The 25,619-nt window shown below is 39.1% G+C and carries 15 protein-coding genes; all 15 read right to left on the reverse strand.

The features are described 5' to 3' along the window. Nucleotides 1–93: 93 nt before the first annotated feature. Nucleotides 94–2,961 (reverse strand): ATP-binding protein, encoded by a 2,868-nt coding sequence (locus V1500_RS13230; RefSeq protein ID WP_409299861.1) that lies wholly within the window; start codon nt 2,959–2,961, stop codon nt 94–96. Beyond that, complete coding sequence (locus V1500_RS13235; RefSeq protein ID WP_409299863.1) at nt 2,958–3,320, reverse strand: response regulator transcription factor; 363 nt, start codon at nt 3,318–3,320, stop codon at nt 2,958–2,960. Before V1500_RS13235 ends, V1500_RS13230 begins: the two co-directional genes overlap by 4 nt. Next, nucleotides 3,317–6,565: a hypothetical protein gene (locus V1500_RS13240; RefSeq protein WP_409299865.1), complete on the reverse strand. Its 3,249-nt coding sequence runs from the start codon at nt 6,563–6,565 to the stop codon at nt 3,317–3,319. The genes V1500_RS13235 and V1500_RS13240 overlap by 4 nt, the downstream gene beginning before the upstream one ends. Then, nucleotides 6,562–7,968, reverse strand: a complete 1,407-nt coding sequence (locus V1500_RS13245; protein ID WP_409299867.1) for a glycosyltransferase family 2 protein — start codon at nt 7,966–7,968, stop codon at nt 6,562–6,564. The genes V1500_RS13240 and V1500_RS13245 overlap by 4 nt, the downstream gene beginning before the upstream one ends. 6 nt (nt 7,969–7,974) lie before the next feature. Beyond that, nucleotides 7,975–9,012, reverse strand: a complete 1,038-nt coding sequence (locus V1500_RS13250; RefSeq protein WP_409299869.1) for a HEAT repeat domain-containing protein — start codon at nt 9,010–9,012, stop codon at nt 7,975–7,977. Beyond that, nucleotides 9,013–10,641, reverse strand: a complete 1,629-nt coding sequence (locus tag V1500_RS13255) for a diguanylate cyclase (protein ID WP_409299871.1) — start codon at nt 10,639–10,641, stop codon at nt 9,013–9,015. Nucleotides 10,642–11,065: 424 nt separating this feature from the next. Beyond that, nucleotides 11,066–11,908, reverse strand: coding sequence for an SDR family oxidoreductase (locus V1500_RS13260; RefSeq protein ID WP_409299873.1), 843 nt, complete (start codon nt 11,906–11,908; stop codon nt 11,066–11,068). 169 nt (nt 11,909–12,077) lie between these two features. Beyond that, complete coding sequence (locus V1500_RS13265; protein WP_409299874.1) at nt 12,078–15,602, reverse strand: AAA family ATPase; 3,525 nt, start codon at nt 15,600–15,602, stop codon at nt 12,078–12,080. Then, on the reverse strand, nt 15,599–16,723 hold the full coding sequence (locus V1500_RS13270; RefSeq protein WP_409299876.1) for an exonuclease SbcCD subunit D: 1,125 nt from the start codon (nt 16,721–16,723) through the stop codon (nt 15,599–15,601). Before V1500_RS13270 ends, V1500_RS13265 begins: the two co-directional genes overlap by 4 nt. A gap of 788 nt (nt 16,724–17,511) precedes the next feature. Further along, nucleotides 17,512–18,270, reverse strand: coding sequence for an MBL fold metallo-hydrolase (locus V1500_RS13275; protein ID WP_409305983.1), 759 nt, complete (start codon nt 18,268–18,270; stop codon nt 17,512–17,514). A gap of 339 nt (nt 18,271–18,609) precedes the next feature. Continuing rightward, a complete protein-coding gene (gene opp4C, locus V1500_RS13280; RefSeq protein WP_409305984.1) occupies nt 18,610–19,536 on the reverse strand; it encodes an oligopeptide ABC transporter permease in 927 nt (308 codons plus the stop codon). Nucleotides 19,537–19,547: 11 nt separating this feature from the next. After that, the gene (locus tag V1500_RS13285) at nt 19,548–20,513 is read right to left on the reverse strand and encodes an ABC transporter permease (protein ID WP_409299877.1); all 966 of its coding nucleotides are present in this window, start codon (nt 20,511–20,513) and stop codon (nt 19,548–19,550) included. Between the two features lie 77 nt (nt 20,514–20,590). Beyond that, nucleotides 20,591–22,363: a peptide-binding protein gene (locus tag V1500_RS13290; protein ID WP_409299879.1), complete on the reverse strand. Its 1,773-nt coding sequence runs from the start codon at nt 22,361–22,363 to the stop codon at nt 20,591–20,593. An 81-nt stretch (nt 22,364–22,444) separates the two neighbouring features. Further along, on the reverse strand, nt 22,445–23,449 hold the full coding sequence (locus V1500_RS13295) for an ABC transporter ATP-binding protein (RefSeq protein WP_409305985.1): 1,005 nt from the start codon (nt 23,447–23,449) through the stop codon (nt 22,445–22,447). Nucleotides 23,450–23,471: 22 nt separating this feature from the next. Further along, nucleotides 23,472–24,443, reverse strand: coding sequence for an ABC transporter ATP-binding protein (locus V1500_RS13300; RefSeq protein WP_409299880.1), 972 nt, complete (start codon nt 24,441–24,443; stop codon nt 23,472–23,474). Nucleotides 24,444–25,619 lie beyond the last annotated feature (1,176 nt).

A 25,619-nucleotide genomic window follows, 5' to 3' on the forward strand; every position in this document is an offset into this window, starting at 1 on the left:
TTTTTCTAGTCCTACTATGGTTTAAATTCGGTCATTTCATACAAAAAAGCTTGAAGTAATCCTTGATGATCACTTCAAGCTTGTCGCATATTATTATTCAGGCACCATAATCTGCCCCTGCTTTCCGCTGCTTAATAATGTTTGCATAATGATCTTCGAAAGCTGGCTTGGCTGATATGGCTTTACAAGATAATCACTAGCGCCAAGTGATATACCTTTCTCTTTTTCTTCAAGTGCTGTCGATACGAAAATCGGTATATTTTTCAGGTCATCATGTTGTTTCATTTCTTTCATGATTGACCAGCCATCGATTTCCCCTGCTTCCAGCATGATATCGAGTACTATGGCGTCAGGTGGATCCTGTTTCATGGATTCGAGTGCCTTTGTTCCACTTTTATTATAGGTTACATCAAATCCGGTATCATGGAGTTCCTGGCCGATAAGCTCAGCAAGGCTTGGGTCATCTTCAATGACCATTACACAATAACTAAGTTGTTGGTGGGGCTGCCCCTGCTTTTTCTCATGATTTTTAACCGGGATTTTTGGAAAGGAAATAATAAAAGTACTGCCTTTGCCATATTCGGACTCCACTGAGACACTGCCATTATGGGCTTTCATTATTTCATCCACTATAGAAAGGCCTAGTCCAGTTCCTCCAATCGTTCTTCGGTCAGAGTTATCCACCCGATAGAATTTCTGGAATAAATTTTTAAGTGACTCCTTCGGAATTCCAAGTCCTTCGTCTTTTATCGCCACTTTGATATCATTGTCATTTTCATATAGCGTAATCGTAATATTTCCGCCGTCTGGACTATATTTTATAGCATTACTCACTAAGTTTGTTATGACTTGTTCAATCTTGGATTTATCCCCAAGGACTATGCTTTCTGACAAATGGGTCTGTACCTCAAGAGTATGCAGTTTTGTATTGATAGCCTGATTTTCCGCAATCTTACCAATGATAGGCTTAAGGTCTACGTATTTTTTTTCATATGTCTGTTTGCCTGATTCCATTCTTTGTACATCCAGAAAATCATTAATTAATGAAGTTAACCGCTTCGCTTCATTATGAATAGTTTGAAGATATTTCATCTGTCTTTCCGGCTTTAGTATTTTGTTTAGCATTAGCTCGGTAAATCCTAACACGCTCGCAAGCGGGGTTCTTAATTCATGACTCACCGTGCTGACAAACTCGGATTTCATTTGATCCACTTCATATTCCTTTGTTATATCCCGATGCACCAGTATTAAACCGGTGTAGTGGTTCTGAGTGGTGAGTGATTCACAATATACCTTGTAAACTCGATGGCTATCCGTTTTTGTATAAACAAAGGGAGGAGCTTGAGAATTCCCTGTATGAGTTTGCTCCATAAGCTCTTGCAGCTTCTGGATAAAGTCTTGCTGTTCCGTCTGCGCTGCCATCATTTGAGTCCAATCTGCCCATTGCAATCCGGACATATTATCAGTTGTATAGGAGCAGCCAAATATCTCACACAACTGCTGATTTACCTGTACAATATTTCCATCTTTATCGACCAGCTGGATCCCTTCCTGGATGGAGTTCAAGATATCCTGGTTGAGTCGGCGGTTATTCTCAGTTTCATCGTACAGTTTAATTTTTTCCAAGGAAATTGCTATTTGTCTGGAAAGTGTTTCGTACTCAATCATTTCTTTTTCGGTAAATCCGTCGCTATATCTGCTGAATACCAGAATGGCTTGAATCTCGTCAGACGCGGATTTTACAGGGATATATAAGTCATTGATATAAAGAGCTTCTTCATGGAACCCTTTTTCTGATTTTACTTGTTCCCGCTTTAAACTAAAGCTGCGTTTGTCTTTGAATAGCCGCTCATTAAGACCGTTTTTAATATTCTCCCTGAACTGCTTGATTCCGTTCTCTGATACGCCATATGCCGCATAAATATCTTCGTCGACCAGAGAAATGATTCCCTTGTCGGCGTTGATGATTTTACACATATTTACGACTATAGTGTCAAGAATCTCATTCTTATCCAGAGAGTTGGAAATTCCATTAATCAGTGCATTTCTGTGTGACAATTTTATTTCGTTTTCTCGTAAAATATCAAGTGTATGCTCTAATTCCAGGTGCTGTGCATGGAGTTCATCCTGATGCGCAATCAATTCTTCATTTTGTGCAAGCAAATCCTGTTCCTTATCCTGTAGACTGGTGATCATTTTATCGAATGCGACCGAAAGTGCCCCTAGCTCATCTTTGCGCGTGTGGTGGATATTAAGTACTGCATCCCTGCCGGCGGCAATCTCATTCGCAGCAAACGCTAGATTGCTTAGAGGCTTTCCAACATTCGTAATAATGATCCTTACACTCACATACATTAATAGTAAAAATAGTACGAGAGATATGAAAAACGTAATTTGTAAACGGGTAAGCTCCTCCCTTAGCTTTGTAGATTTCTCATCCAATTGGATGTCAAGCCCGGTTGAGAAAGCTTTTAAAGTTTGTTTGAAGTCAGATACCCTTTTGGTAGCAGAGGCGCTTGCTATTTGTTTTACCTGTTCTCTATCACCATTTTCGAAAGCTTGTATAACGACCGGCATTGTCTCTTTAAAGTAATAGTCTGTGAAAAGCGTTACTTCATTAAGAAAGTTCCTGTCCTTTTTATCCATTGCATAGTCCTGGAATTGCATGCTCGATTGTTTAATTCTGTTTTCCTGTGCTAATGCATTATCTTTAAGCCGTTCATTATCAAGTGCTATAAAGCCCCGGATGTCAAAAAAAGCCTGATTGAAGCCTTCTTCTATCGAGCGGACAATATTCCTCTTCGAAACAATTTCCTCGCGATCCTTTATATACTGTTTGCTTATGTTTTGCTGTAATAAAAACAGAATCGTTGTTCCTGTCAAAATCAGAAACAAAAAGGCCCACATTAAGAAGATTACTTGCCTGGACAGGCTTTTCTTAACGTATTCATGTACCTTCATGAGAGTATTTCCTCAATCTTTGTCAGTAAACTGAGCGGGGAAAAAGGCTTTGCCATAAAAAAATCCGCTCCTGCTGCCAATACGGAATCCTGTTCATACTGCTGGCTCTTTGCAGACAGCATCATGATCCTTAAATCTTTGGTAGCATCATTCTCCCTTATTTTCTCAATTATTTCCAGTCCGGTATATACAGGCATCATATAATCGAGAATGACAAGGTCATATTTATTTTTTTCCAAAAGCTCCAAAGCTTCCTGACCATCTGCAGCCTCATCTACCTTAAAGTCCTCATCTTCCAGTGTATCGACGATAAGCATTCTTAGAACCTCTTCATCCTCGGCCAACAATATTCTTTTCATTGCTCTTCCCCCGTAATCGAAGCATTTTTATACGCATTTTGCATAATATAGTAAGATTCTTTAAACCTTTCATGATAGCTGGCTTGCTCCCAAGGATTCCATTCATAGGTTTTTATATCCTGTGAAGGAATATCTCCTTCCACACCTGCAGGAAGGCTTCCTGAAGGTTTCCCATCATTGTAAGAAATCGCTGCAATCTTTATTCCCGGGATGGAGATACTTGCTTCCAATCCTTTTTTCCAAATGTCCCCCATCGCTTCCTTTAAACTCGGGTCTTTAATATTTAACAATTGCCATGGCATTCTCAACTCTATTGTTTTTTTATCTTTACTAAAACTTATATCGGTCAAAGAATTATAATCTTTGCTCGAAGGATTTCCGTTACCAAACTTTAATTTACCGGTTTCATACGAATGAAAAGGAATCATCTGGTTGGTCGTTGGTATTGTCATGGCCTTATTCAATGCGAGCCGGATCGGATGGAAATAACCACTATCCTTCTTTCCTGCATAAGGAACCTTTGGAATCATATCAAGCTTTTCTGCATATAGATAATAAAAACTATCATAGTAGCTGTCTATCAACAGCTTGGATTGATCCGGTCCTTTCAAGTCAGCTACAAAATCAATGCCGGAATCAATAGTAATCAACTGGTTTCGATCTAGGCGGACCTTGGATTGTCCCTGACCAGGTATGGTATCAAATAATAGAAGGGTTCTTTGTTGGTCCCAATTAATTGCTTTGCTGAAGTTCAATTTTATATGTACATATGCCTCATCAGATGTAACATACAATTGTTTCAACGGTGATTGTTTCTCCTTACCTTGGTAAAATGGCGTTATGTTATTTTTGTTCCAATCAAAATCTGATCCATCAGGATATATCGTTTCCCCGCTTTTTCCCGGTTCGAATGCGAGCATTCCAAAATGCTGTTCGTTTGTTTGGACATTTGACCAGAAAGGGCGCCTGTCAGGATTATCGAAATCCATGGTATTCCATGTCCTTTTGAACCATTCGTCCTGCCAGGTAAAGACCAACCCTCCTGCATACTTCTGATCCAATATGGATTGAAACAATTTCTGGTTTATATTTCCCTGCTCTTGTTCTGAAAGGAATCCCTGGTTGAAACCACTTGGATTATTGTGAGTCAACCCTCTTGAGCCAGGGACTCCAAACTCTGCTACCAATACCGGTAAATCATGCTTTTTTATTAAATCATTCAAATATCCTTCATAGTTATTGTTTTTTCCGTCAGCATCTTTATAACTTAGATATTTTTTTTCATAGTTCATAAAATCCGGATAGTAGGGATAGATATGATAGGAAGCAAACATACCTGCATGGAAGGTGCTCTTGGTCTTAATATTATTAGGATTTATCGACACCATGTCTTCTGTGGCAGATGGCTCTGCAGAATGCTTAAGCAGATCAGTTGTCGGCCAGTTCGTAAAGCTCATGGAGTGCTGCCATTTATATTTGTTTGTTTCATAGCTTGTTGTATAATCCATCATCTCGGCAAGCCAATTTTCAAATGGAGATGCCCTGTCTGCTTTAAAATAAGTTCCATCATAGGAAGTTACGTTTGCGTTTTTTATATTGGTCTGATGCACAGCTTCAGGGTCCCATTCAATTCCGATGATGTATCCGAGTAAATATTGAGAAACATCATTCTTATATTTTCCTGACGCATGTCCTGGGCGAGACTCAATGTCCGCATTTCCATGAATGGCATCTACTACTAGAGAGATATCATTTTTGAACTCTTTTGTCAGCTTGTTTGAAAAAGCATTTTGTTCAGAAACCAGGTCTTCTTCATTAACCCAGATTCCATGAAACAAATAGAGCGGTTTTTCAGCAGTCTCGTTATATTCTTTTAGTGCTTCATAGAATCCAGGAGGATGAAGTGTGTATACTCTGATTGCATTTGCATTCATTTCTCCAATCTGTTTAAACCATCTTAAATATTCTTCCTTCTTGATAGCTGTTTGACCTGGAAAAGCATCAGGTTTTGCAATCCCCATATTCACGCCTTTTACAAGGACAGCCTGCCACTTACCATTTTTCAATACCTGTATATAACGATTATCCGTCTTGCTGTTTACTGAAATTCCGTCCTTCTTATCGACTTCGACTCTTTCCTGGCTGCTAACCTTATACAAGCCCTTATCCAGTATTTCCTCCATTAACGGTACATATGTTGTCCAGTAAAATGAATTTCTGGCTCCAACATATTTCTTCCATTCATTAAGGACTCTGGTCTGATATATTTGCGGCACCTCTTTCTCATCCGCAAAATCACCGGCAAAATAATAGCTATTATATTGGGCGTTCATATGATGGACGATAGCGGGGAATTGTAACGGAATTCCCAATCGTTTCAGTCTTGCTGATGCAGTATCGTTAACATTTAATTTGTAATTTGCCAAAACTTCATTTTGGTTGCGCTGAGCTACAATGTCGAACCAGTATTTATATGTAGAATGTAAATCTTTATCAAAGAATTTTTTTCCGTGAGTAGTCAATAAAAATTCCAGACCTTCGGTTTTCATTTCATTCTTCCTGACAACGGAAATAATACCATTCTGATTGATAAAAACAATCCCTGCCCCAGTAAAGCTCCACTTTTTCCCATTGCTTTGCTGATAATTCTCTTTCAGCCAATTTGGTACTTCTTTATTTTCAAGATGTTCAAAATAACGTCCTGTCCAGCCTGTCCAATCAACATTCAGAATATTGGACATCTGCTCTCGTGCTGCAGTCTGAGTTGGGCTTGCAAATGTATTGAATTCTGCAATCAATGTTTTATGCTTTTTACTTTGCAAACCCTTGTTAAGCTCATCGATTTCTGTCATTGTTAATCCGCCATATAACTTTTCGTTATCGTTTTTTTTCGGTTCCAAATCGTTTTGATACACTCCATACTGATCGGAAAGGTAGATGAGATCATAATCATTTACTGACTCCGGCATACTTCTCCAAGTGTTTCCATCCGGCTGGAAACCGATGTAATCCCGTTCGGCGGAGTATGTGGTTCCATCTGGCTTTACATAGCGCTGATTATTTAAAAGCCAGGTAAGTCCCTTGTGCTCACGATAAGAGGTATCGGGTACGGTCTTATCAATAATAAGTACGTGAAGTTTCTTCTCTGGTTCAATGAACCAAAGCCAGAAAGGGGCTGTCACAAGGGCAAGGGCTAATACGATAAAAATGCTGAATGTCCATTCAGTCTTGGATAGTTTTTTCATTGAGATACACCTTTTCGCTTCATTTCTCCCCAGCTCCTGTTGCCTCTAATAATGTTCCATATTCCTTCCATCCTCCAGAAAACAGTCATGGGCCTAAACCATAGAGTTTCTGTCAAAGAATATAAAAACAATTTAACAATGTCTGATACCTTTGGATATTTCCGAAGACTCCATTCTTCCAGCAGTACAGCTGCCATCGAAAATACTGAGCCATACAGACAGGAAAGTAAAAATATCAAGATCGCAAATTCAAGATAGATTCCACCAAACAGAAGGGAAAATATTATATAGAGATAACCGCAAAACTCAATAACGGGACCAAGAAATTCTATGATCCAAAAATACGGAATGGAGATAAAACCTATAGAGCCGTATTTAGGATTGAATAGAAGCCTTTTGTGTGTTGAAAGGCTTTCATAAAGACCCTGATGCCACCTTCTCCGCTGCCTTCGCAAATATGTAGTCTCTTCGGGCACTTCAGTCCAGCAGACCGGATCCGGAACATATACGATCTTCTTTTTTGCTTTTTTTTCTTTAATCAGTCGATGAAGCCTTACCACCAGTTCCATATCTTCACCAACGGTATTTTTTACATAACCCCCTGCATCGAACACCCATTGCTTTGAAAATACCCCAAAAGCACCTGAAACTATTAAAAGCAGGTTGTGGCGGGACAGCCCAATCCTTCCCATTAAAAAGGCCCTTAAGTATTCAATAGTCTGCATGATGACAAGCGGCTTATCAGAAATGCCCACTCTGACGATGTGCCCGTCCCGAATTTCACATCCGTTTGCAATTCTTATGCTTCCTCCAGAAGCGATTACCTCTCCATCTGAATCAAGGATAGGCTTCATCACCTTGATAAAAGCATCATTTTCTAAAATAGAATCGCCATCCAGAGAACAAAAATATGGAAAATTGGAAAAGTTCAATCCTGCATTCAAAGCATCAGCTTTACCGCCGTTTTCTTTGTCGATTAAAAAAAGATTAGGCAATATAGCAGATTGATATATTCCTTTTATTTCTTCAGTTTTAAGAGTCTTTTTTATTACCTTTTCTATAGGCTTCATTTCATACTGTTCGATCATTCTTTGCAAGGTTGCATCTTTTGAACCATCATTCACTACTATAACCTCAAAGCCTGGGTACTGGATGCTGAGCAAAGACCTGACACTCTGTATGATACCTGCTTCTTCATTGTAGGCTGGCACTAAAATGGAAATGGGCTTAATATACACTTCATTAGCGTATTCTTCGTGAATTCTCTTAGTATCCAAATGATAATTTCGACGAAGATGAAAGACCGAAATCAATAAAATAACTGTATAAAATCCAATGACTAAAATCATGTAACCAACTAAAAACCAGCCTATAAACATACCGATATAAGATAAGAAATCCATAGTTTTTTATATAACCCCTTTATGAAGCCACTCCCAGGCCATGTCCCGCGCAAAGCGGTCTTCATCAGTCTTGCTAATATCCTCTAAAACTACTTTGCCATCAGGAAAAGCTGTTAGAGCCGCTCCCGCCTCGGAGCGTACCCACCAGTTGGAGTCATGCAGTAATGTAATAAGTATGGGAATGAGAGGCTTGCTCTTTAATATTCCAAAAATTCTTGCAGCAATCATCCTTTCTTCCCAGCGTTTGGAAGTAGATAGAGGAATGATGCTTTCCGGGTCCTTTATGTAACCGATATTTGCAATAGCCTTTAAAGACCTAACTCTTTCCTCATGATCAGATTCCCGGAATATATCGTTTAGAAAGCTGACATAATTTAAGTCTTTCTTTATTCCAATTACATCTAATAGAGCAAGCTTCAATTGGTCATTACTCTGATGATATCCCAGAACGCAAATGTCGAAGTTTTTTTCTGATAATCTTAAAAGAATACTTCGATAATCGCTATCCGAAAGAAATGTAAAATTATTAAGATATTCCATCAATCGCGGATCTTGAAATGAACCCATGATCCGCAAGCATAATATCTTTTCATCAGGAGTAGCAGAAGGTTTCTCAAGTATGTTGATAATGTATGAAAGCAGGCTTTTCATTTGAAAACTTTCAACGTAGGAAAGAGTATTCATCCTAATACTCCAATTTCTCTTTTTTAATCTGCTGGCATAAGGCTTGCCCAGATGCTTCTCGGCAAGGTAGGATAAACGTTCGTTCATCGCCTTTTCTTCAAGCACTTCTGAAAAGCCTGCAAGTGTCTCCTCAACTGCTTTTTGTTTCAGAATTGTATCAGCCTGGATCTCTCTTGAAAGAGTTCCCGAATAAATATATTGAAACAGTATTGAATTATATTCATCCTTTAATTCATCGATTGTACGCCGATTTTTAATTTCCAACGTCTTTCTTATTACAAGATATATCAGCATGAGCAGCAAAAGGGACAGAAGCAGCAAGGTAGCACAACCTAATAATAAGATCTCATTACCAAGCATTTATTTCACCCTTTTCAACATTCTTTCAATACGTGCCTGAAGCTCAGTAATGCTAAACGGCTTTGTGACATAATCATCAGCACCTAATTTTAATGCCCGCGCAATATCGTATTCGCTTTTTCTCCCTGTCAGCATCAAAACCTTAAAATGATGGCTGTTAGTAAGCTGTTTTACTTTTTGAAGAACTTCGAGACCGTCCATTATAGGCATAACCCCGTCCAATATTAGAAAATGATCGGTATTTCCTTGAATCCTGTCCGATTGAAGAAACGTTCTGCCTTCCTCGAATACTGCGATATCAAGCGTTGTTTTCTCTACATTGATGGAATGCAGGATTTGGTTTAGGATGGTTCTGATTACCACATCATCATCAATGACTGTAATTTTTATTTCTTTATTACTTATTGATCCTGAGCCAGTTCCTGCCAACTCAACGCGCGCGCGCCCATTATTTTTTGCTTCGTACAGTGCCATATCAGCTAAATTAAGTGCATGTTCTCGTGTAACGGTTTCATCTGTGACCGTAAATAGCCCTGCAGAAAACGTTATGGATAATCTCGGTTGATCCTCTTTGGCTATCAATGGCAAAAGTGAGAACTGTTGAATAAGTTCGTTTATACGACTTTCAATTTCCTCGCTAGTCGTATCCGGGAACACGATGGCAAATTCCTCTCCTCCATAACGGAACACAGTATCAGAGCTGCGCATATTTTCTTTAAGGAATGCAGAAAATTGATATAGTACCATATCCCCTATCTGATGACCATAGGTATCATTAATTTTTTTAAAATAGTCTATATCTATCAATGCAATAGTGAACGGCTGGTGTGTCCGTTTGAAGGAATCGAAGTATCTCGGCAGGCTAAGATCAAAGAAACGCCTGTTATACACCTGTGTTAATTCATCAATTAGAGAGGATCGTTCAAAGATCTTTTTTCTTTTAAGATGGTTGCCAACCCTTGCAACAAATTCATCTATATCTACAGGTTTGCTTATAAAATCATCAGCGCCCTTTTTAAGCGCGTTTAATCTTGTCTCCTTGTTATTTGTAACGCTCATCATAATAGTTGGTATGAAAAATTTATCATTGTGATCCTGAAGTTCACTAAGAATTTGAAACCCGCTTTTTTCCGGCAGGTTGACATCAATAATGAGGCAGTCAGGCTGCATGTCAAAATATTGTTGGATAGCTTTTTCAGGACGGGTGGCTGTTATCACCATCCACCCCTGTTCTTCCAGAACATCCTTAAGGAGAATCAACATGGAAATATCATCATCAATAATCTGGATCAGAGGTACTTGAATTCCCTTTAATTTATTACTTTTAGGGGCAGCCTCTTCAAAATGTTCATATTCATAGGTCATTCCGATAAGATCGAATAAGAAATTTCGCAAGGAAGTTTTATCCCATGCCTTTTCGCTGTTTTCGTCAATGTATCTTATAAGGTTTTCGGAAATCTGCAGCAAGCCCGCGAGCTGCAATGTTCCTGCCGTACCCTTAATAGAGTGCAGGAACCTGTATATATCTTGTTCAGGGACCAATTCATTCCCTTGCTGGTCAAACCATTTGGAAAGTTGTATTTTCATATTTCTAAATAAATGATCTTTATACTTTGTAAGGTCCATCATTTGTCCCCCTCTTAACTCTTTTTCCCATTTTTTCATAAAAAAAACTAAATGACATTTTTATTCGATGGGCTTTCTGCTGAATTTTTCTATTACTCTATCATTCTAATTGTTACCGCTGTATTATTTCGGTATAACTCCACATATTTTACCTTAAACTAATATTAGAAGTCGCTATGTAAAAACAATATTCTCATTTTTTTCTAAAAAAATTAATATAAATCCTGCAGCTATTAATGTCGGGAAACGGAGCGGTTATTGCTTTCAAATAAAACAGATACATATCGTATCTGTGTAAAAGCTGTATAAAGAATTATGTCTATGTACGCTATTTTTTTAAGAACTAATTAATGAACTATCAAATGTATATAAAGCTGGTACTTGATACGTCCCTCTTTTAATATATACTGTTATGATATTGGCGAAATTATTTAAAAAGCCGTTTTAACATTTGATTTTCCCAACTCTTCCAGGAAAGCGCGTTTTTTAATAGAATAGTAAGCTTTACCCCCTTTCCTATTGGATGGCGGAGTGTCACTTCTTTACTCCCAGCTAATTCCGCTATTTTTACTGCTACTTCCTGCGGGTCGCCGTATTGGCTTTCACTTGTCTGTATGTATCCTTCTATTCTCTTCATTTGATGGTAATATGGCGAGTCTTCTTGTAAAGACCGCTCAGTAATTTCTTTCCCTGTAGACCATATATTGGTTTGGTATGAGCCAGGTTCTACGAGAATCACTTCAATTCCAAACGGCTTCACTTCCAACCGGAGGCACTCGCTCCAACCCTCCACAGCGAATTTAGAGGATACATAAGGTGACATCCCCGGAAAGCCTATTCTTCCGCTGATACTGCTTACATTTATGATTTTCCCGTGTCGCTTTTGTCTCATAATTGGTAACACAACTTGTGTGACAGCTATCATTCCAAAAAGATTTGTTTCGAATTGTCTTCTATATTCGTCAATAGGTACTTCCTCTGCAAATCCTGCAGCAGCGAATCCGGCATTATTAACGAGTACGGTTACATTTCCTAAAGTAGAAACAAATAGTTTGAATTCCTCAACAGAGCCAGCAGAAGTTACATCCAACTGAGAAATCGTTATTTTGTCAAGGACGCCCTGTCTTTTCGCCTCACTTATCAGCTTTCCCTGCCTTGTGGTATCCCGCATCGTGGCAACAACCTGATAACCGCGTTTAGCCAATTCTAGGGACGTTAATAAACCAAAGCCGCTGGATGCTCCAGTAACAATAGCATTTTGTGAATTCATCTTTCCCCTCCTGTGATTTTTCTGACTTTTTCGCTAAATCTAATCTAACATATGAACGGCAGGGCTTGTTTATAAAAAAATTGGACATTTTTTTAGTTCAGTCGGATCGAATGTTTTAAAACTGAATAAAAAACCGGAGTTCCAAGGAACTCCGGTTTAAGAAGCGCAGTTATATGGTGATTGCCGGGCTTGAATTTTTTGAAATATATTCTAACTGGTAAGAGTCCTCATGTACAAATTGCTTCATTAAATCTACAAGCCGGTAATGATGAGTAAAGAAAATAACTTGGGTTTTGCTAGTTAGCTCCATCAGTACCTTAAGAGTTTCCGCTGCCCTTTCATCATCAAAATGAATAAGAATATCATCTACAATGAAAGGTACCGGTTCATTTTCCAGCATGTATTTCTCCAGGCTGGAAATACGCAGCGCTAAATAAAGCTGGTCTGTAGTTCCGTCACTCATGCCCTCTACTGGTACGTTTTGTCCATTTGTTTGAACTCCCATAAGCACAGGCTCATCTTTTTCATCAAATTCCACTGTTATGCCAGTGTAGGAATTTAAAGTCAGCCTTGCGAAGATTTCGCTGGCTCTATGAATGATTGGGTTCTGATTATTACTGCGAAAATGTTCGATGCCTTTTTGCAGTAACAAAGCTGCCAGCTTATGGGTTATATATTGCTCTGCCTGAAATTCAAGCTGGGAAAGGATGCTTTCCCTTTCTTGCTCTGCTTTTACCGCAGCATCACTTTGGCCATGAATCTTTTCGAAATACTCTCCCTGAGTTCTGCCATGCTCCTTACTGAAGGACATTCGTTCTTCATCCAAACTTTTAATCTTTTCTTCAATGACTCCAAGGTGACTGGATATCAAGTCATATTCAATCCCGTCACATTCTTGTGAAAGCTGTTCGAGAGCCATGCCTCCGCCCAAATTTAGTAGCTCTTCCTCAGTATCTTGTATCTTTGTAATATATTCTAATTTCATATGGTATTGGGAGATAGCCTTTTGAAGCTCACTCGACTCTGTGCATTCAGCGACTTTCATCCACTTTTCTATCTCTGCAGAAGCAATGTCATAATCCCTCTTATTTTCAGTAATATGCTGCTGTAGTTCTTTAATCTGCTTTTCTATGCCATCTTGTGTTTTTTGGTCTCCCTGCGCCTTAATTAGTTCATTATGAAGCTTATTGACTGCAAGGTGATGAGGCAAATCCAGCCATTGTGGGAAGGATCCATTTAAAAGCTGATCAGTCCTATCTCTAAAATCTTCGATGCTCGCCAATACTGAGTTATATTCTGTTTGCTTCTCCTGTATTTTGTCATTTATGCTTATACATCTTTCTTGCAGCTCTATTATATTTAAAACCACAGAAGTAGAGGCATCGACCGAAACAGGTAATTTTTGAATTGCCTTTAGCCATTTTGTGTTCCAGTCAGAAAGCTGCAGCAAAAGATTTTCTTTCTCTGAAGATTTCCGGCTAATATTATTTGATAGCTGTTTGATTTTAACCAAAGCATGCTCTCGTTTATTGATCTGACTTTGAAGCTTGCTCATAGATTTGACAGCATGGTCTAATAGATCTGTCAATGATTCTTCTTGAGATGATAAGTTCAGCTTCTCCAGCACGGAAACAAACAGTCTTTTTAAGGTACTCAGTTTATTTTCCTTATCTTGTTTGCTGACGATTACCTCGTTCAGCTGCAGGGATAATTCCTGGACCTTTGTGTATTTTTGGAGCCATTCAAGCATTTCTTCTGGAGAAAGAGGGTGTAGCTGAGCATTTTCCCAGATACCTGCCCATTCGTTCTGAAGATTGTCATATTCATCCTTTAATTCTGTAAGTTTTTCTTTTAAATACACAAGCTTTTGTTCACTTGTCTTAATATCTCCCAGACATTTATTTTTTTCTCCCACTTTTTCAGCCTGTATCCGCATCCTGTCAGATGCATGGTCCGCTTTATACATGGACCTCTCAAACGCTTGGTCGAGCGGCTGGTCGAGTGCAGATTCTTTTTTGTTTATATCTGTATCACCTTGTAACCTGGAACGGATCTGTAACCAGTGTTCGTCCCTCGCAGATCTTAATTCTTGCAGCTCTAGTTCAGTTGGAATAGACTCATGTGCCTCAAGTTCACGTATTCTCTGATTATTATCTGCTATTAATTTCTGCTCTTCAACAATCGCTCCATCGACGCGTTGAATCTCATTGTACAGCCGGATAAAATCTTTCTGATATCTCTTGACTGTTTCTACCATTGGCAGTTCTAATTTCATTAATGCTTCGAGAGAACCGTCCCATAAAGGCAGGTGCTGTACTAAATCCTTAAGGGCAAAATCAAGCTTATCAGCTTTGAGTTGTTCATAAGCTACTTCCTCTTCCAACTTGCTTTCGCGCTTTACTTTCTCAATTACTGCTTCTAGTTCACCTAAATCGGGTATTTGCTTAATTCCCTGGACTTCTTCTTCCAGATTCATCAACTCTATATTCAAATTATTTATTTCTGCGGATACATTTTTTAGGGCATGGTCCAGAATTGGTTTTTGTTTCGATAAATCAAGGACCGTCTGCTTTTGTTCCAAAGGAATTCTATAGCTATCAATATTTTCAATCGAAGAAATGTTTTCATCAATTTGTTTAGCAAGATTAAGAGCCTGTTCACAGAGGGATTTATACTCCATTTCAAGTAGAGGCTTCTTTTTTAAATTATTTTCATAGCTTTGCACTTGTTTATAAAGTGAATCGATCGTTAATACGTGTTCAAAAATATTCTCAGGTATATGAATGTCTGCCAATTGATTATTTAACTCTGATATTTTATCGCTGGCCTTGTTTATTTCCTTCTCGGCGGTACGAATTGTTTGAAGATTATCGTTATAGATTTCGAGAATATCTGAAGGAAAGTCTGAAATATGCTGAAGTTCTGTAAGCCGTATCTGAAACTCTTTTAATTTTGCAATCTTTGGCATGGTAGCTTGCATACGCAACAATTTTCTTTGCTGTTTTTGGAGTTCCTGGATTTGCTTTTGCAACTGTTCCAAATGCCGTTCGCCATCATGGTATTTTTTCTCGAGTTCTTTCCACTCTTTGATACGCAGATGGCTCTCCGAAAACTTTTTCGTGAGTTCCTTTTCTTGCTTGAGCAATTGATTTACAGTAGGATTTGATCCGCTTTTTTTATAAAGATTTTTTGCAGTTGCATCCAGATGGCCCAGTACATTGCGTATAATATTCATTCCTGAGGCTGCGGCGAACAAGCTTTCGCCTAAACTGCCACCGTTTTTTAACAGGCTGTTTCCACCCTCACGTATGCGTACATGATCAAGGGCAAACATATTAATAAACTGTCGCTCTGATAGATGGTTTAGCATCTGGCTGATCTTCTGTTCATCTATCGGCTGTCCGTCCATATTAAGTGCTGTATTCTTCAAACCTTTCCTTCTTGCAAATTCCAGCTTATTCCCAGTACTATGTGCAAGTTGCCCCTCTATTCTTAGCTGTTTATTATCATGCATAAAAGCATAAGATGAGTTTTTTGGAAACCCGTAGAGCAAATGCGAAACTGAATTCAGGATTGTGCTTTTCCCGGCTTCATTGGGACCGTAAATCATATGAAAGTTTTTATCCAGGTCAAAGGGAATATGGTAATCCGTAAAATGGCCGAAAGCCCTTAACCTAATATAATCAAACCTCATACAGGTTTCACCTCTTGTTTTGTCAAATAATGAATGATTAAATCCTCCACTTCCTGCATTCTGCTTTTGATGAGCTCAGGTTTGTCGAAAACCAGTCCTCTATCATTCTGCTTTAATTCAGGCGGGAGTGCATTTTGGATATCCTTAAATTCTTCCAATAACGCCGCTATGGTTTCTTCATCATCATTTATACTACTCAAATAATCTAAAATACTTGCAATAGGAGTACTATTCTCTTTTAATTCATTTATGTTTACTGAGTTCGTTGTCTCGATCTTCACCTTTTCTATCCAAATTTCCCCACTTCCCACTTCTAGAGAAAGTGAACGAATATCATTGATTACTTTTTCTTTATTGATAAACAGCTCCTGATGGACTGCACAAGAACCATGAATGAGGAACCTTACTGCCAGGAAACGCCCTTCAGCATGGTCATAAGTAAGCTCCAGCTGACTTCGGGCTTTATCCACAATATCATCGAGTGACTCTGCTCCGGTTACGTTAACTTCACAAATCTTCCAGCGCACAACATCAAGAGAATGGTGGCGGAAGGATTCTATTTCGCCATCCCTTACATGGACAAAAGTACATCCCTTCTCACCTGTTTCTTTTATATGCCTTCCTTGTATATTCCCTGGAAATAGAATGACTGGATTTTGCTCGGATAAAAGTTCTCGGATGTGAATATGTCCCAGCGCCCAATAATCATATCCCTTTGATTTCATATCATCCAGTGAACAAGGCGCATAATGTTCATGACCTTCTCTCCCTGTAGCGGATGTATGTAAAATCCCAATATTTAAGTATCCTTCTTTCCTTTGGGGATATTGTACAGCAAGATTATCCATAACTGAGCGCGAAGAAAAACCCTGGCCATGAATCGCCACCTTCAGCTCTTCCAAAATGATGGTTTCTGGTGTGTGTACAGAAAGCTCTTTTACGTTTTCAGGAAGCTTAAGTTCCTTGGTAATTTGACTTGATGCGTCGTGGTTGCCTCGTATTTGATAAACCATGATTCCTTCCTTTTGAAGTCTTACCATCTGATTTATAAAAAACAGGCCAGTATTATAATCCTTCCAGTCGCCATCATATAAATCCCCAGCAATTATGATAAAGGCCACTTTATTTTCAATTGCTGTATTGACGAGATTTACAAAAGCATCCCGTGTGGCAATTTCTGATTTGATCTACAGGCGCACCTTCATATTGTTCCAATCCCCTTAGAGGACTATCTAAATGAATATCCGCCGCATGGATAAAAGTAAAGTCCATTACGTCCAGCCTCCCTTAATAAATTTCAAGGTTTAATAATTTTATCTTGGCCCCATGCAGCCTAAATACGAACATTTATTCTATATTATATACAATTCTCGCTTTTCTCCAAAATTCCTTCTTTAATGACATTGTTTTAATAATATAGATATCCTATATTTCATTATTTCATCTACATATTTTACTACTTCTGCCTGCAGTTTGTTTAATGGATTCTATTTCCAACAGAATTTAAACAAGCTTCTCTTTGAGAATTAAATAGAGCCGTAATAAACTAAATTTATATATATGCAACCCAACCAGGGTCGCTATCTCCCAACAAAACAATGAGTGTAAGAAATCAAAACAAATTCGATGATTTAGCGTACAAAGAAAAAAGGAAGAACCTAGCCATGCAAGATTCTTCCTAGATATTTTTAAACTGGCTACATATCTTTACAAACTAACCATCATACCCATAGTTTGTATTATAAAAGGCTCATTTAGAATAAGGGTTGATGTATTAATTGCGGGTGTTTTAGCTTGATCGAGTTCATCTTGTTTTCAGTAAAAACACCAATCTAACACATTTGCACCTGATTTAAGTTACTGCATGATTCGTATTCAATTTTATGAACCCATATTATAAGAGAAGGAATTACATGTCCAGGACCGCTGCTTGACCCATTTTTACTAGTTCCTCAATTTGTTGATTAATGTTCTTGCTGCTCCTTCCCCCATGATAGCAAATGACTTCTCTAATATCATATTTTAAGAATTTTTTTAATGATTCTACTGCAATTTCGGTATCTGGAGTGTTTCTTCTGACAGGACCAAATAACTTCCCGTCCCTGCTAACCATGGCATCACCGGCAATCAGTGTTTTATACTCATGAAGATACAAGCTGATATGTCCTGGCGTATGTCCCGGTGTAAAAATAACTTCTATCCCTCCACAACAAGGCAGTATTTCCCCATCCGTTAATGTTTGGTTTACCTTAGCTTTTGGAGGATTCGCGTATAGAGTCTTAAGTGATTCAGGGATTGCATTCCATTTTTCTTCGGACATCCTTTTGGGATCTGTTTTAATTAAAGGGAGATCCCCTTCAATAAAAGGTTTATCCTCTTCATGCGCATACACAGTTATTGTTGATTGGGTACTCTCTTCTAAAATTCTGGGTAAACTTCCTATATGGTCTAAGTCTTGATGAGTAATTATGACAGAGGTCAATTTTTCATTCGGTACTCCCGCTCCACCTATTGCTGAAATAATTTGTCCGTACTGTCCGGGCATACCTGTATCAATTAAAATCGCATTGTCTTCATCCCACACCAAAGTTGGGTGAAATGTTGTACGATTTCCTGAATGCTCAATAATGAGATCAAGCATTTTAATACCTTTTTTACTCATCTTAATTCCTCCCTATGTAAAAACAATACACTACCAAAAATGCATAAGAGGTAGTTATCTCAACTAATTTTTAACATAAAGTTTATACGAATTCCATTCAAAATATTTAATTATAACTTAAATTATTTTATTTATCAACTATATTTATCAGGTGAATTAAAAAATTGTAAAACAGGATTGCTTTCTAAAAAGGGATGTAAGCGTTAGGCCTAGAATTATGTTATTTATTTTTGCTGCTGATTTCGCTATACCTCCTTATCATAGAAAAAAGTTTACCTTGTAATATGAATATTTTCTTATATTAAAAAATAAAAACCTGCCGTAGTGCCCCAGCAGGTTTATACGTCATCTTCTATTACTTTTTGGATCCAAGGCATCACGCAAGCCATCACCGATAAAGTTTATGGACAATACTGTTAATAGAATAGCCAGTCCTGGTGGTATCCATGCTGCAGGACTATTTCTCAAAATCCTCAAGCTTTGTGCCTCTGAAATCATATTCCCCCATGTTGGTGTTGGCTGGGGTATTCCGAAACCAATGAAACTCAATGCCGATTCCACTATGATATACGTAGCCATCATTAAAGAAGCATTTACCACGATCGGACCGATAGCATTTGGGATAAAGTGTTTGAAGATAATCCTGAAATCACTTGCCCCAATCGCCCTGGCCCCGAGGACAAACTCTTGCTCGCGTAAAGCTAAATATGTCCCCCTGATAATCCGTGTTAAATTTGGCCAGGACGTTAATGCGATAATAGCGACGAATATCCCAATCGTTACTTTTTCCATGATGGAGACGACTGTTAGTGCTATTACCAAAAATGGCAGCAATAACATCATATCTGTGGCACGCATGATAATTGCATCAACGATTCCCCCATAATAACCTGCGATTGAACCAAGCGTTACCCCGATAAAAAGGGTGAATATCATTGCACTGAAGCCAACGATTAATGAAACGCGTCCTCCATATAATAAGCGAGACAAAATGTCCCGTCCGGAACTGTCATTTCCAAGCGGGTGTTCTTCACTTGGCGGCTGTTCCACCAACAGGAGGTTGGATTTGGTCGGACTGTGGTCAGTTAATAATGGAGCAAAGGTTACAGCTAAGATGATGAGTAATAAAACGATTACTCCAGCAACAGCCAGCTTGTTCCGCATAAATCGCCCAAGAGCGATCTGAAATGGACTTTTCCCTCTTTCCTCCTGGGACAACGGCTGTATTTCCGGATTTGTTTCTATGGTTTCTTGCGGATTAAGTTGTTGCATCATTTTTCACCTCAATCATAGCGGATTCTTGGATCAACAATACTATAGAAAATGTCGGCTAATAGGTTGCCGAGCAGTACAAAGAATCCAAGCATTAAGTTGATAGCCATAATTACCGGGTAATCGCGGCTGCTGATAGAGCTGATAAACAATGTTCCCAGACCAGGGTACTGATACACACTCTCTGTTATGATCGCGCCGCTCAATAAAGTTCCTATCTCAAAACCCAGCAAGGTAATGATAGGAATCATTGCATTTCGAAGCGTATGCTTATATAATACACTGTTTTCAGTCATCCCTTTTGCTCTAGCCGTTCGAATATAATCAGCTCCAAGCACATCCAAGACCTCAGAACGCATAAAACGCATATAGGTAGCCGTTCCAGCAAGCCCCAGCGTTATGCTAGGCAAGATGAGATGGTGTAGTCGGTCTTTAAATAACTCGAACCCCTCCAAGCCCGGGGAAGTAACTGTACCTTGCGATGGAAACCATCCCAGTTTAATAGAAAAGACATAAATGGCAACAAGTCCAAAGAAAAAACTCGGTACAGCCAATCCAAAAAAGCTGAAGCCGGTGGTGGCATAATCAAGGACAGAATAAGGTTTCCGTGCTGAATATATTCCAATGGGTATTGCAACTATTAAGGTAATTAATAAAGAAGTGACCCCTAAATAGAATGTGTTTCCTATCCGGTCACCAATTAAATCAGTAACGTGTTTCCCTCTATTGATGTACGATTCTCCGAGATCACCCTGTACGGTCTTTGAAAGCCAGCGGAAATATTGAACGTACATTGGATCGTTTAACCCTAGTGCTTCCCTTTGTTTTTCATACAGTTCAGCGCTCACATTCGGGTCAAGATTCCTTCCGGAAAATGGATCGCCAGGAGCAGCTTGCATAAGGGCAAACACTATGATTGTTAGTGCAAAAAGCATGGGGATAAAAATAATCAATCTTCGAATGACATATTTAGCCATCAATTCCCCCTCCATTCATGTTTAATAAGAAAAGAGCGCAACGGCGCCATACCGAACGCTCTTTTCTTAAATAAATATTATTTTTGGTCAACCCACCATTTTTCTGGGTTATTAACAAATGTAGTTGGCAGATGCTCTACATTGTGCATTCGTTTGTTGTACGCCCACAGGTTGTTAGCAGCATAAAGGATCAGGGAAGGAAGATCTTCTCCGAACATTACCTGCCAATCGCTGTATACTTTATTGCGGTAAGCTTCATCAAATGCTTCTGGAGGCTTGACAGCATCTTTTAGTAGTTTATCTGCATCAGGATTGTTCCATCTAGGGTAGTTATAAGCAGAAGTCGAAGACCAGATGCCGCTTGGATCCGGATCTAGAGAATCAAGGCTCCACCCTGCTAAATAAAGATCCCAATCCTGTGCATTATGCTCAAGGTCTTCAAAGTGTGCTCCAACCTCTTTTGGCTGGCGAAGATTGATTTTGATGCCAACATCCTGAAGGAATTCCTGGATAATCGGGGCAGAACGCTCACGGATTTGGTTTCCTAATGGGTAGTTCATGTTCAGAACCCACTTGTTTCCATCTGGATCTTCACGGAAGCCATCTCCGTCCTTATCCTTATATCCAGCCTCATCTAGAAGGCTCTCAGCTTTCTTTTTGTCAAACTTGTATTGATTTGGTTTTTTGTCATCATAAGCTTTGAATTGTGTCGCAATAGGCGCGTTGATAACCGCACCGCGGCCATTTAATAATCCTTTGACCAAGGCGTCGCGATTAATAGCGTATGCAATTGCCTGGCGGACTCGCTTGTCAGACAGCTTTTTATTTTCTGTCCATTTTGACGGATCAAGGGATTTATCACCCTTTGCACGATGATTGTGCATCATACCTAAAATTTGATATCCAAAGTCATTTTGTTCAATTATGTTGATGTGTTGATAGCTCTTGATAGTATCATAGTCAGCAGCCTGGAAGCCGTTTGGATCAGATACAAAATCTATTTCTTGGTTTTCAAGCAATCCAAGGATAACTGCCTGGTCTACAATTTTCCAGACAACTTTGTCTAGATATGGTTCTCCATTCCAATAATCAGCATTCTTTTCAAGAACATACTGCTCGTTTTGAACCATTTCAGAGAACTTGAAAGGCCCAGTTCCGATCACCTTGCCAGCATCCCTCGATTCAGGAGCTTCCGGCATTTTATCCAGTGGGATATCTTTAAAGATATGCTCAGGAATGATATAGAAGCTAGTATCTGCCAAAGCCTTTACGTTCGGCTGGGCGAATTTAAATACGACAGTCTTGTCATCCTTGGCAACAACGCCTTGGAAGTCCTTACTCTTGCCAGTACTAAATTCCTCGTAACCGAGCAATGCCTGGACATAATTCATACGAATTCCGCCAGCCTCGATATAACCGGGGCTTGCCATCATCTTATAAGTAAACACTACATCATTTGCAGTAAACGGCTGTCCATCATGCCATTTCACATTGTCCTGAAGCGTAAAGGTAATCTCGGTCTGGTCATCGTTCAATTTCCATTCTTTTGCTAGTTTCGGAATGAACTTTAGGTCCTTATCCTGAGTCACGAGACCTTCATAAACAAAATTGATAATGTTTGACTCGTAGGCATCTCCATAGAAAATCGGGTTAAAGATACCTGCCGGAGCCGAATCCATTGCCCCAGTTACAGTACCGCCCTTCTGTGGTTCTCCACTTGCTTCTTCACTATTTCCGCCACCCTCTGATTCAGAAGAAGATTCTTCACTTCCTCCTCCGCTGCATGCTGCGAGAATTCCCAGCATTAGCACAAAGCTCAGCAATACTAACCAACTTTTCTTTAATTTCAAACCATTACACCCCTTTTTTATCTAAATGATTGTGACAAGCAGATGTTAGAGCAACCACCCCCTTTAAAGCCATTTTCACTCTCAATTTGGCTTATTATATAAATGGCATGCTACGTAGTGACCATTGCCAACGTCCAACAGCTCTGGGCGGACTGCAGCACAAAGATCATGTGCATGTGGACAGCGGGTTCTGAACGCACATCCCGATGGAGGGTTAGAAGGGCTTGGCAAATCACCTTTTAGAATAATTTTTTCGCGCCTATTTCTTACATCTGTTGAAGGCACAGCTGACAAAAGTGCCCTGGTGTATGGATGAAGCGGAGTATCATAGAGGTTTTTCTTTGGTGCAATTTCAGCAATTCGTCCTAGATACATAACAGCAACCCTGTCACTAATATGTTTAACAACACTTAAATCGTGGGCAATAAATAAGTAGGTCAGGTTAAATTCGTCTTGAAGGTCCGCCATCAGGTTCAAAACCTGGGCCTGAATGGATACATCCAGTGCTGATACCGGTTCATCACAAATCACAAACTTAGGATTCAGAGCCAATGCCCGGGCTATACTGATACGCTGCCTTTGTCCACCGGAAAACTCATGAGGATATTTGAGTCTTGCATCTGCACGAAGGCCTACTTTTTCTAATAGGCTGATAGCTTTATCCTTCCGCTCACTCTTACTCATCTTTGTTTGTACAAGCAAAGGCTCCTCTATTAATTCCTGTACGCTCATCTTTGAATTCAGGGAAGCATATGGATCCTGAAACACAACTTGCATATCACGCCTTATAGGACGGAGCTGCCTATTGCCAAAATTGGAAATATCCTGATTTTCGAATATGATTTGCCCCTCTGTCGGATTCATTAAACGCAGGAGAACACGGCCAAGTGTGGATTTGCCAGAACCAGACTCGCCAACCACTCCAAGAGTCTCTCCCCGCAGAATATTGAGGGAAACACCATCTACAGCCTTCACATGTCCAATTGTCTTTTTCAGGATGCCTCCTTTGATAGGAAAATATTTTTTTATATTTCTAGCTTCCAATATGTAATCTTGGTCTATCTTGGTTTCGGGCTTAAGTTGAATTACTGACACGGATTAATCCTCCTTATTCATACAGATAGCAACGAACTTTGTGGTCTGACTCAACCTCTAACAATGCGGGATTAGCTTGCCTGCACTTATCCATGACATGAGGACAGCGATCTGAGAACCGGCACCCTTGTGGAAAATTGTAGGCAGGCGGGACCGTTCCTTTAATGGCACCCAGTCTATCTACCTCTTTTTCCAAGCTTGGCAAGCTATCCAGAAGGCCTCTCGTATATGGATGCTTAGGATTCTCAAACAACTCTTCGACTGCCGTAGATTCAACAATTTGTCCGCCATACATCACCATTACGCGATCGGCGTATTCCGCGACTACTCCCAGGTCATGTGTGATTAGAAGTACGGACATATTAAACTTGTGCTTCATCTCATCCATTAAGTCCAAAATTTGAGCCTGGATGGTTACGTCCAGGGCGGTTGTCGGCTCATCTGCAATCAGGAGCTTGGGGTCACAAGAAATTGCCATCGCAATCATCGCCCGTTGCCTCATACCTCCTGACAGCTGATGGGGATATTCATTTATGGTTTCTTCTGCTCTAGGGAAACCGACAACTTTAAGAAGTTCTATTGCCCTTTTCCTGGCAGTAGCTTTTGAAATTTGCTTGTGTCTAACAAGTGTTTCAACTATTTGATTTCCGATTGTAAAAACCGGATTAAGGGCAGTCATTGGCTCCTGAAAAATCATACCGATCTCGTTTCCCCGCACCTTGGACATTTGCTTGTTGTTTAAATCGATGAGATCCTTTCCGCTAAAGAGAATTTTCCCGCCTTCAATTTTTCCGGGTTTCCCGATAAGTTTCATGATTGATAGTGATGTTATACTTTTTCCGCTGCCAGATTCTCCCACCAAAGCTACGGTTTCGCCAGGGTATATCGAGAAGTCCACTCCGTCGACAGCCTTTGCTACTTTTTTGTTTTCTAGTTTAAAATAAGTTTTTAACCCTTCTACATTTAATAAAGGAGTTTCAGTCATTCCATTCACCTCTTTTTCAATCTCTCTCTCGCTCGCTTATATAATAGTTTATGAGGAAATACCTACAATTACAATAATTTTCTAAATAGTTTGATTATTTTTTTAAAATAATAATTAGTAAAACGCGGTTTTACTAAGGCTTGTGAAGCTTCTATTTTTGTATCAAAAGGCAACAAAAAATTTAAATGTAAGCACTGGATTACAAGAATATTGCCATTTTTTTCGTCTTTAGTAGCAGATTTTTTGATTTCTAAATGCGAATATCAAAGCAATGGCTATCTATTAAGTGACAATCGCTATCAAGTTCTGCAACTGTAATCTAGGATGTGATGTATTAATTTCCAAGCTTCTGGATTCACAGAAGAAATATTATTTAATAATATTTTTATAAAATAGCATACACTTTATTGAACAAACGTTTTAAAGCATTAGACATTTTATGATTTTTTTGAGAGATAGAAGACTAATTGCCAAAACGCTATTGTGATATTTATTGTATAAGCCGTAAATGTTTATTGGGTATGTACATCCAAACTGTTAAGAAAGAATGCTGCCTGGCATTATTTGATATCTGTTTAGCACCGTACGACTTCTGAATAAAGCTTTTAATTGTTTTGGAATAACAATTGAATCTATTATCCACTTTTATTGGGGTATAGATAGGGTGAAAAATTGGGTGCTCCGTTACTTAAAAATCAATATAAGCTCAATCCTTAACAGAGAAACAGTCCATTTTCGTAGCATTAGGCAATTATCGTCGACGAGGGGATCCTTTTAAAGATTGGATCAAAGAAAATGGGTGTAAGATATAATCATTTATCATACAGGGCTTGTCCTTGGTATGACTGATATTTTTCGTTAGAACGATACACTTTAACCCTAGCTCACTCATTAGACGAAGGACCGTTTTATGATTCATTACATATCCTTATCACGCATTCTAATGTAATAATATGGTAACCACAAAGTCCTTGAATTTGTTTAAAAATCTGCTCGATTAACTCTTTTATTTCCTTGTATTTATCTGGTGGATCCATTGTTTTATCCAATAAAAATAAGTGATGCGTGGAAAACCAGCCATCTTTACTAGCTCTATCACCTTAAATTGGTGCCTTAACTATAATACAAAAGAATATTTAGACATAGAAAAACTGCACCTCCAATTGATAGGTTTGT

Origin of the sequence: Peribacillus sedimenti, assembly GCF_046237635.1 — a bacterium.
GTDB classification, from domain to species: Bacteria; Bacillota; Bacilli; order Bacillales; family DSM-1321; genus Peribacillus; species Peribacillus sedimenti.

Coding starts and splice junctions, on each gene's coding strand:
- V1500_RS13230 (WP_409299861.1), bottom strand. CDS start 2,961: ATGAAGGTACATGAATACGTTAAGAAAAGCCTGTCCAGGCAAGTAATC.
- V1500_RS13235 (WP_409299863.1), bottom strand. CDS start 3,320: ATGAAAAGAATATTGTTGGCCGAGGATGAAGAGGTTCTAAGAATGCTT.
- V1500_RS13240 (WP_409299865.1), bottom strand. CDS start 6,565: ATGAAAAAACTATCCAAGACTGAATGGACATTCAGCATTTTTATCGTA.
- V1500_RS13245 (WP_409299867.1), bottom strand. CDS start 7,968: ATGGATTTCTTATCTTATATCGGTATGTTTATAGGCTGGTTTTTAGTT.
- V1500_RS13250 (WP_409299869.1), bottom strand. CDS start 9,012: ATGCTTGGTAATGAGATCTTATTATTAGGTTGTGCTACCTTGCTGCTT.
- V1500_RS13255 (WP_409299871.1), bottom strand. CDS start 10,641: ATGATGGACCTTACAAAGTATAAAGATCATTTATTTAGAAATATGAAA.
- V1500_RS13260 (WP_409299873.1), bottom strand. CDS start 11,908: ATGAATTCACAAAATGCTATTGTTACTGGAGCATCCAGCGGCTTTGGT.
- V1500_RS13265 (WP_409299874.1), bottom strand. CDS start 15,602: ATGAGGTTTGATTATATTAGGTTAAGGGCTTTCGGCCATTTTACGGAT.
- opp4C (WP_409305984.1), bottom strand. CDS start 19,536: ATGCAACAACTTAATCCGCAAGAAACCATAGAAACAAATCCGGAAATA.
- V1500_RS13285 (WP_409299877.1), bottom strand. CDS start 20,513: ATGGCTAAATATGTCATTCGAAGATTGATTATTTTTATCCCCATGCTT.
- V1500_RS13300 (WP_409299880.1), bottom strand. CDS start 24,443: ATGACTGAAACTCCTTTATTAAATGTAGAAGGGTTAAAAACTTATTTT.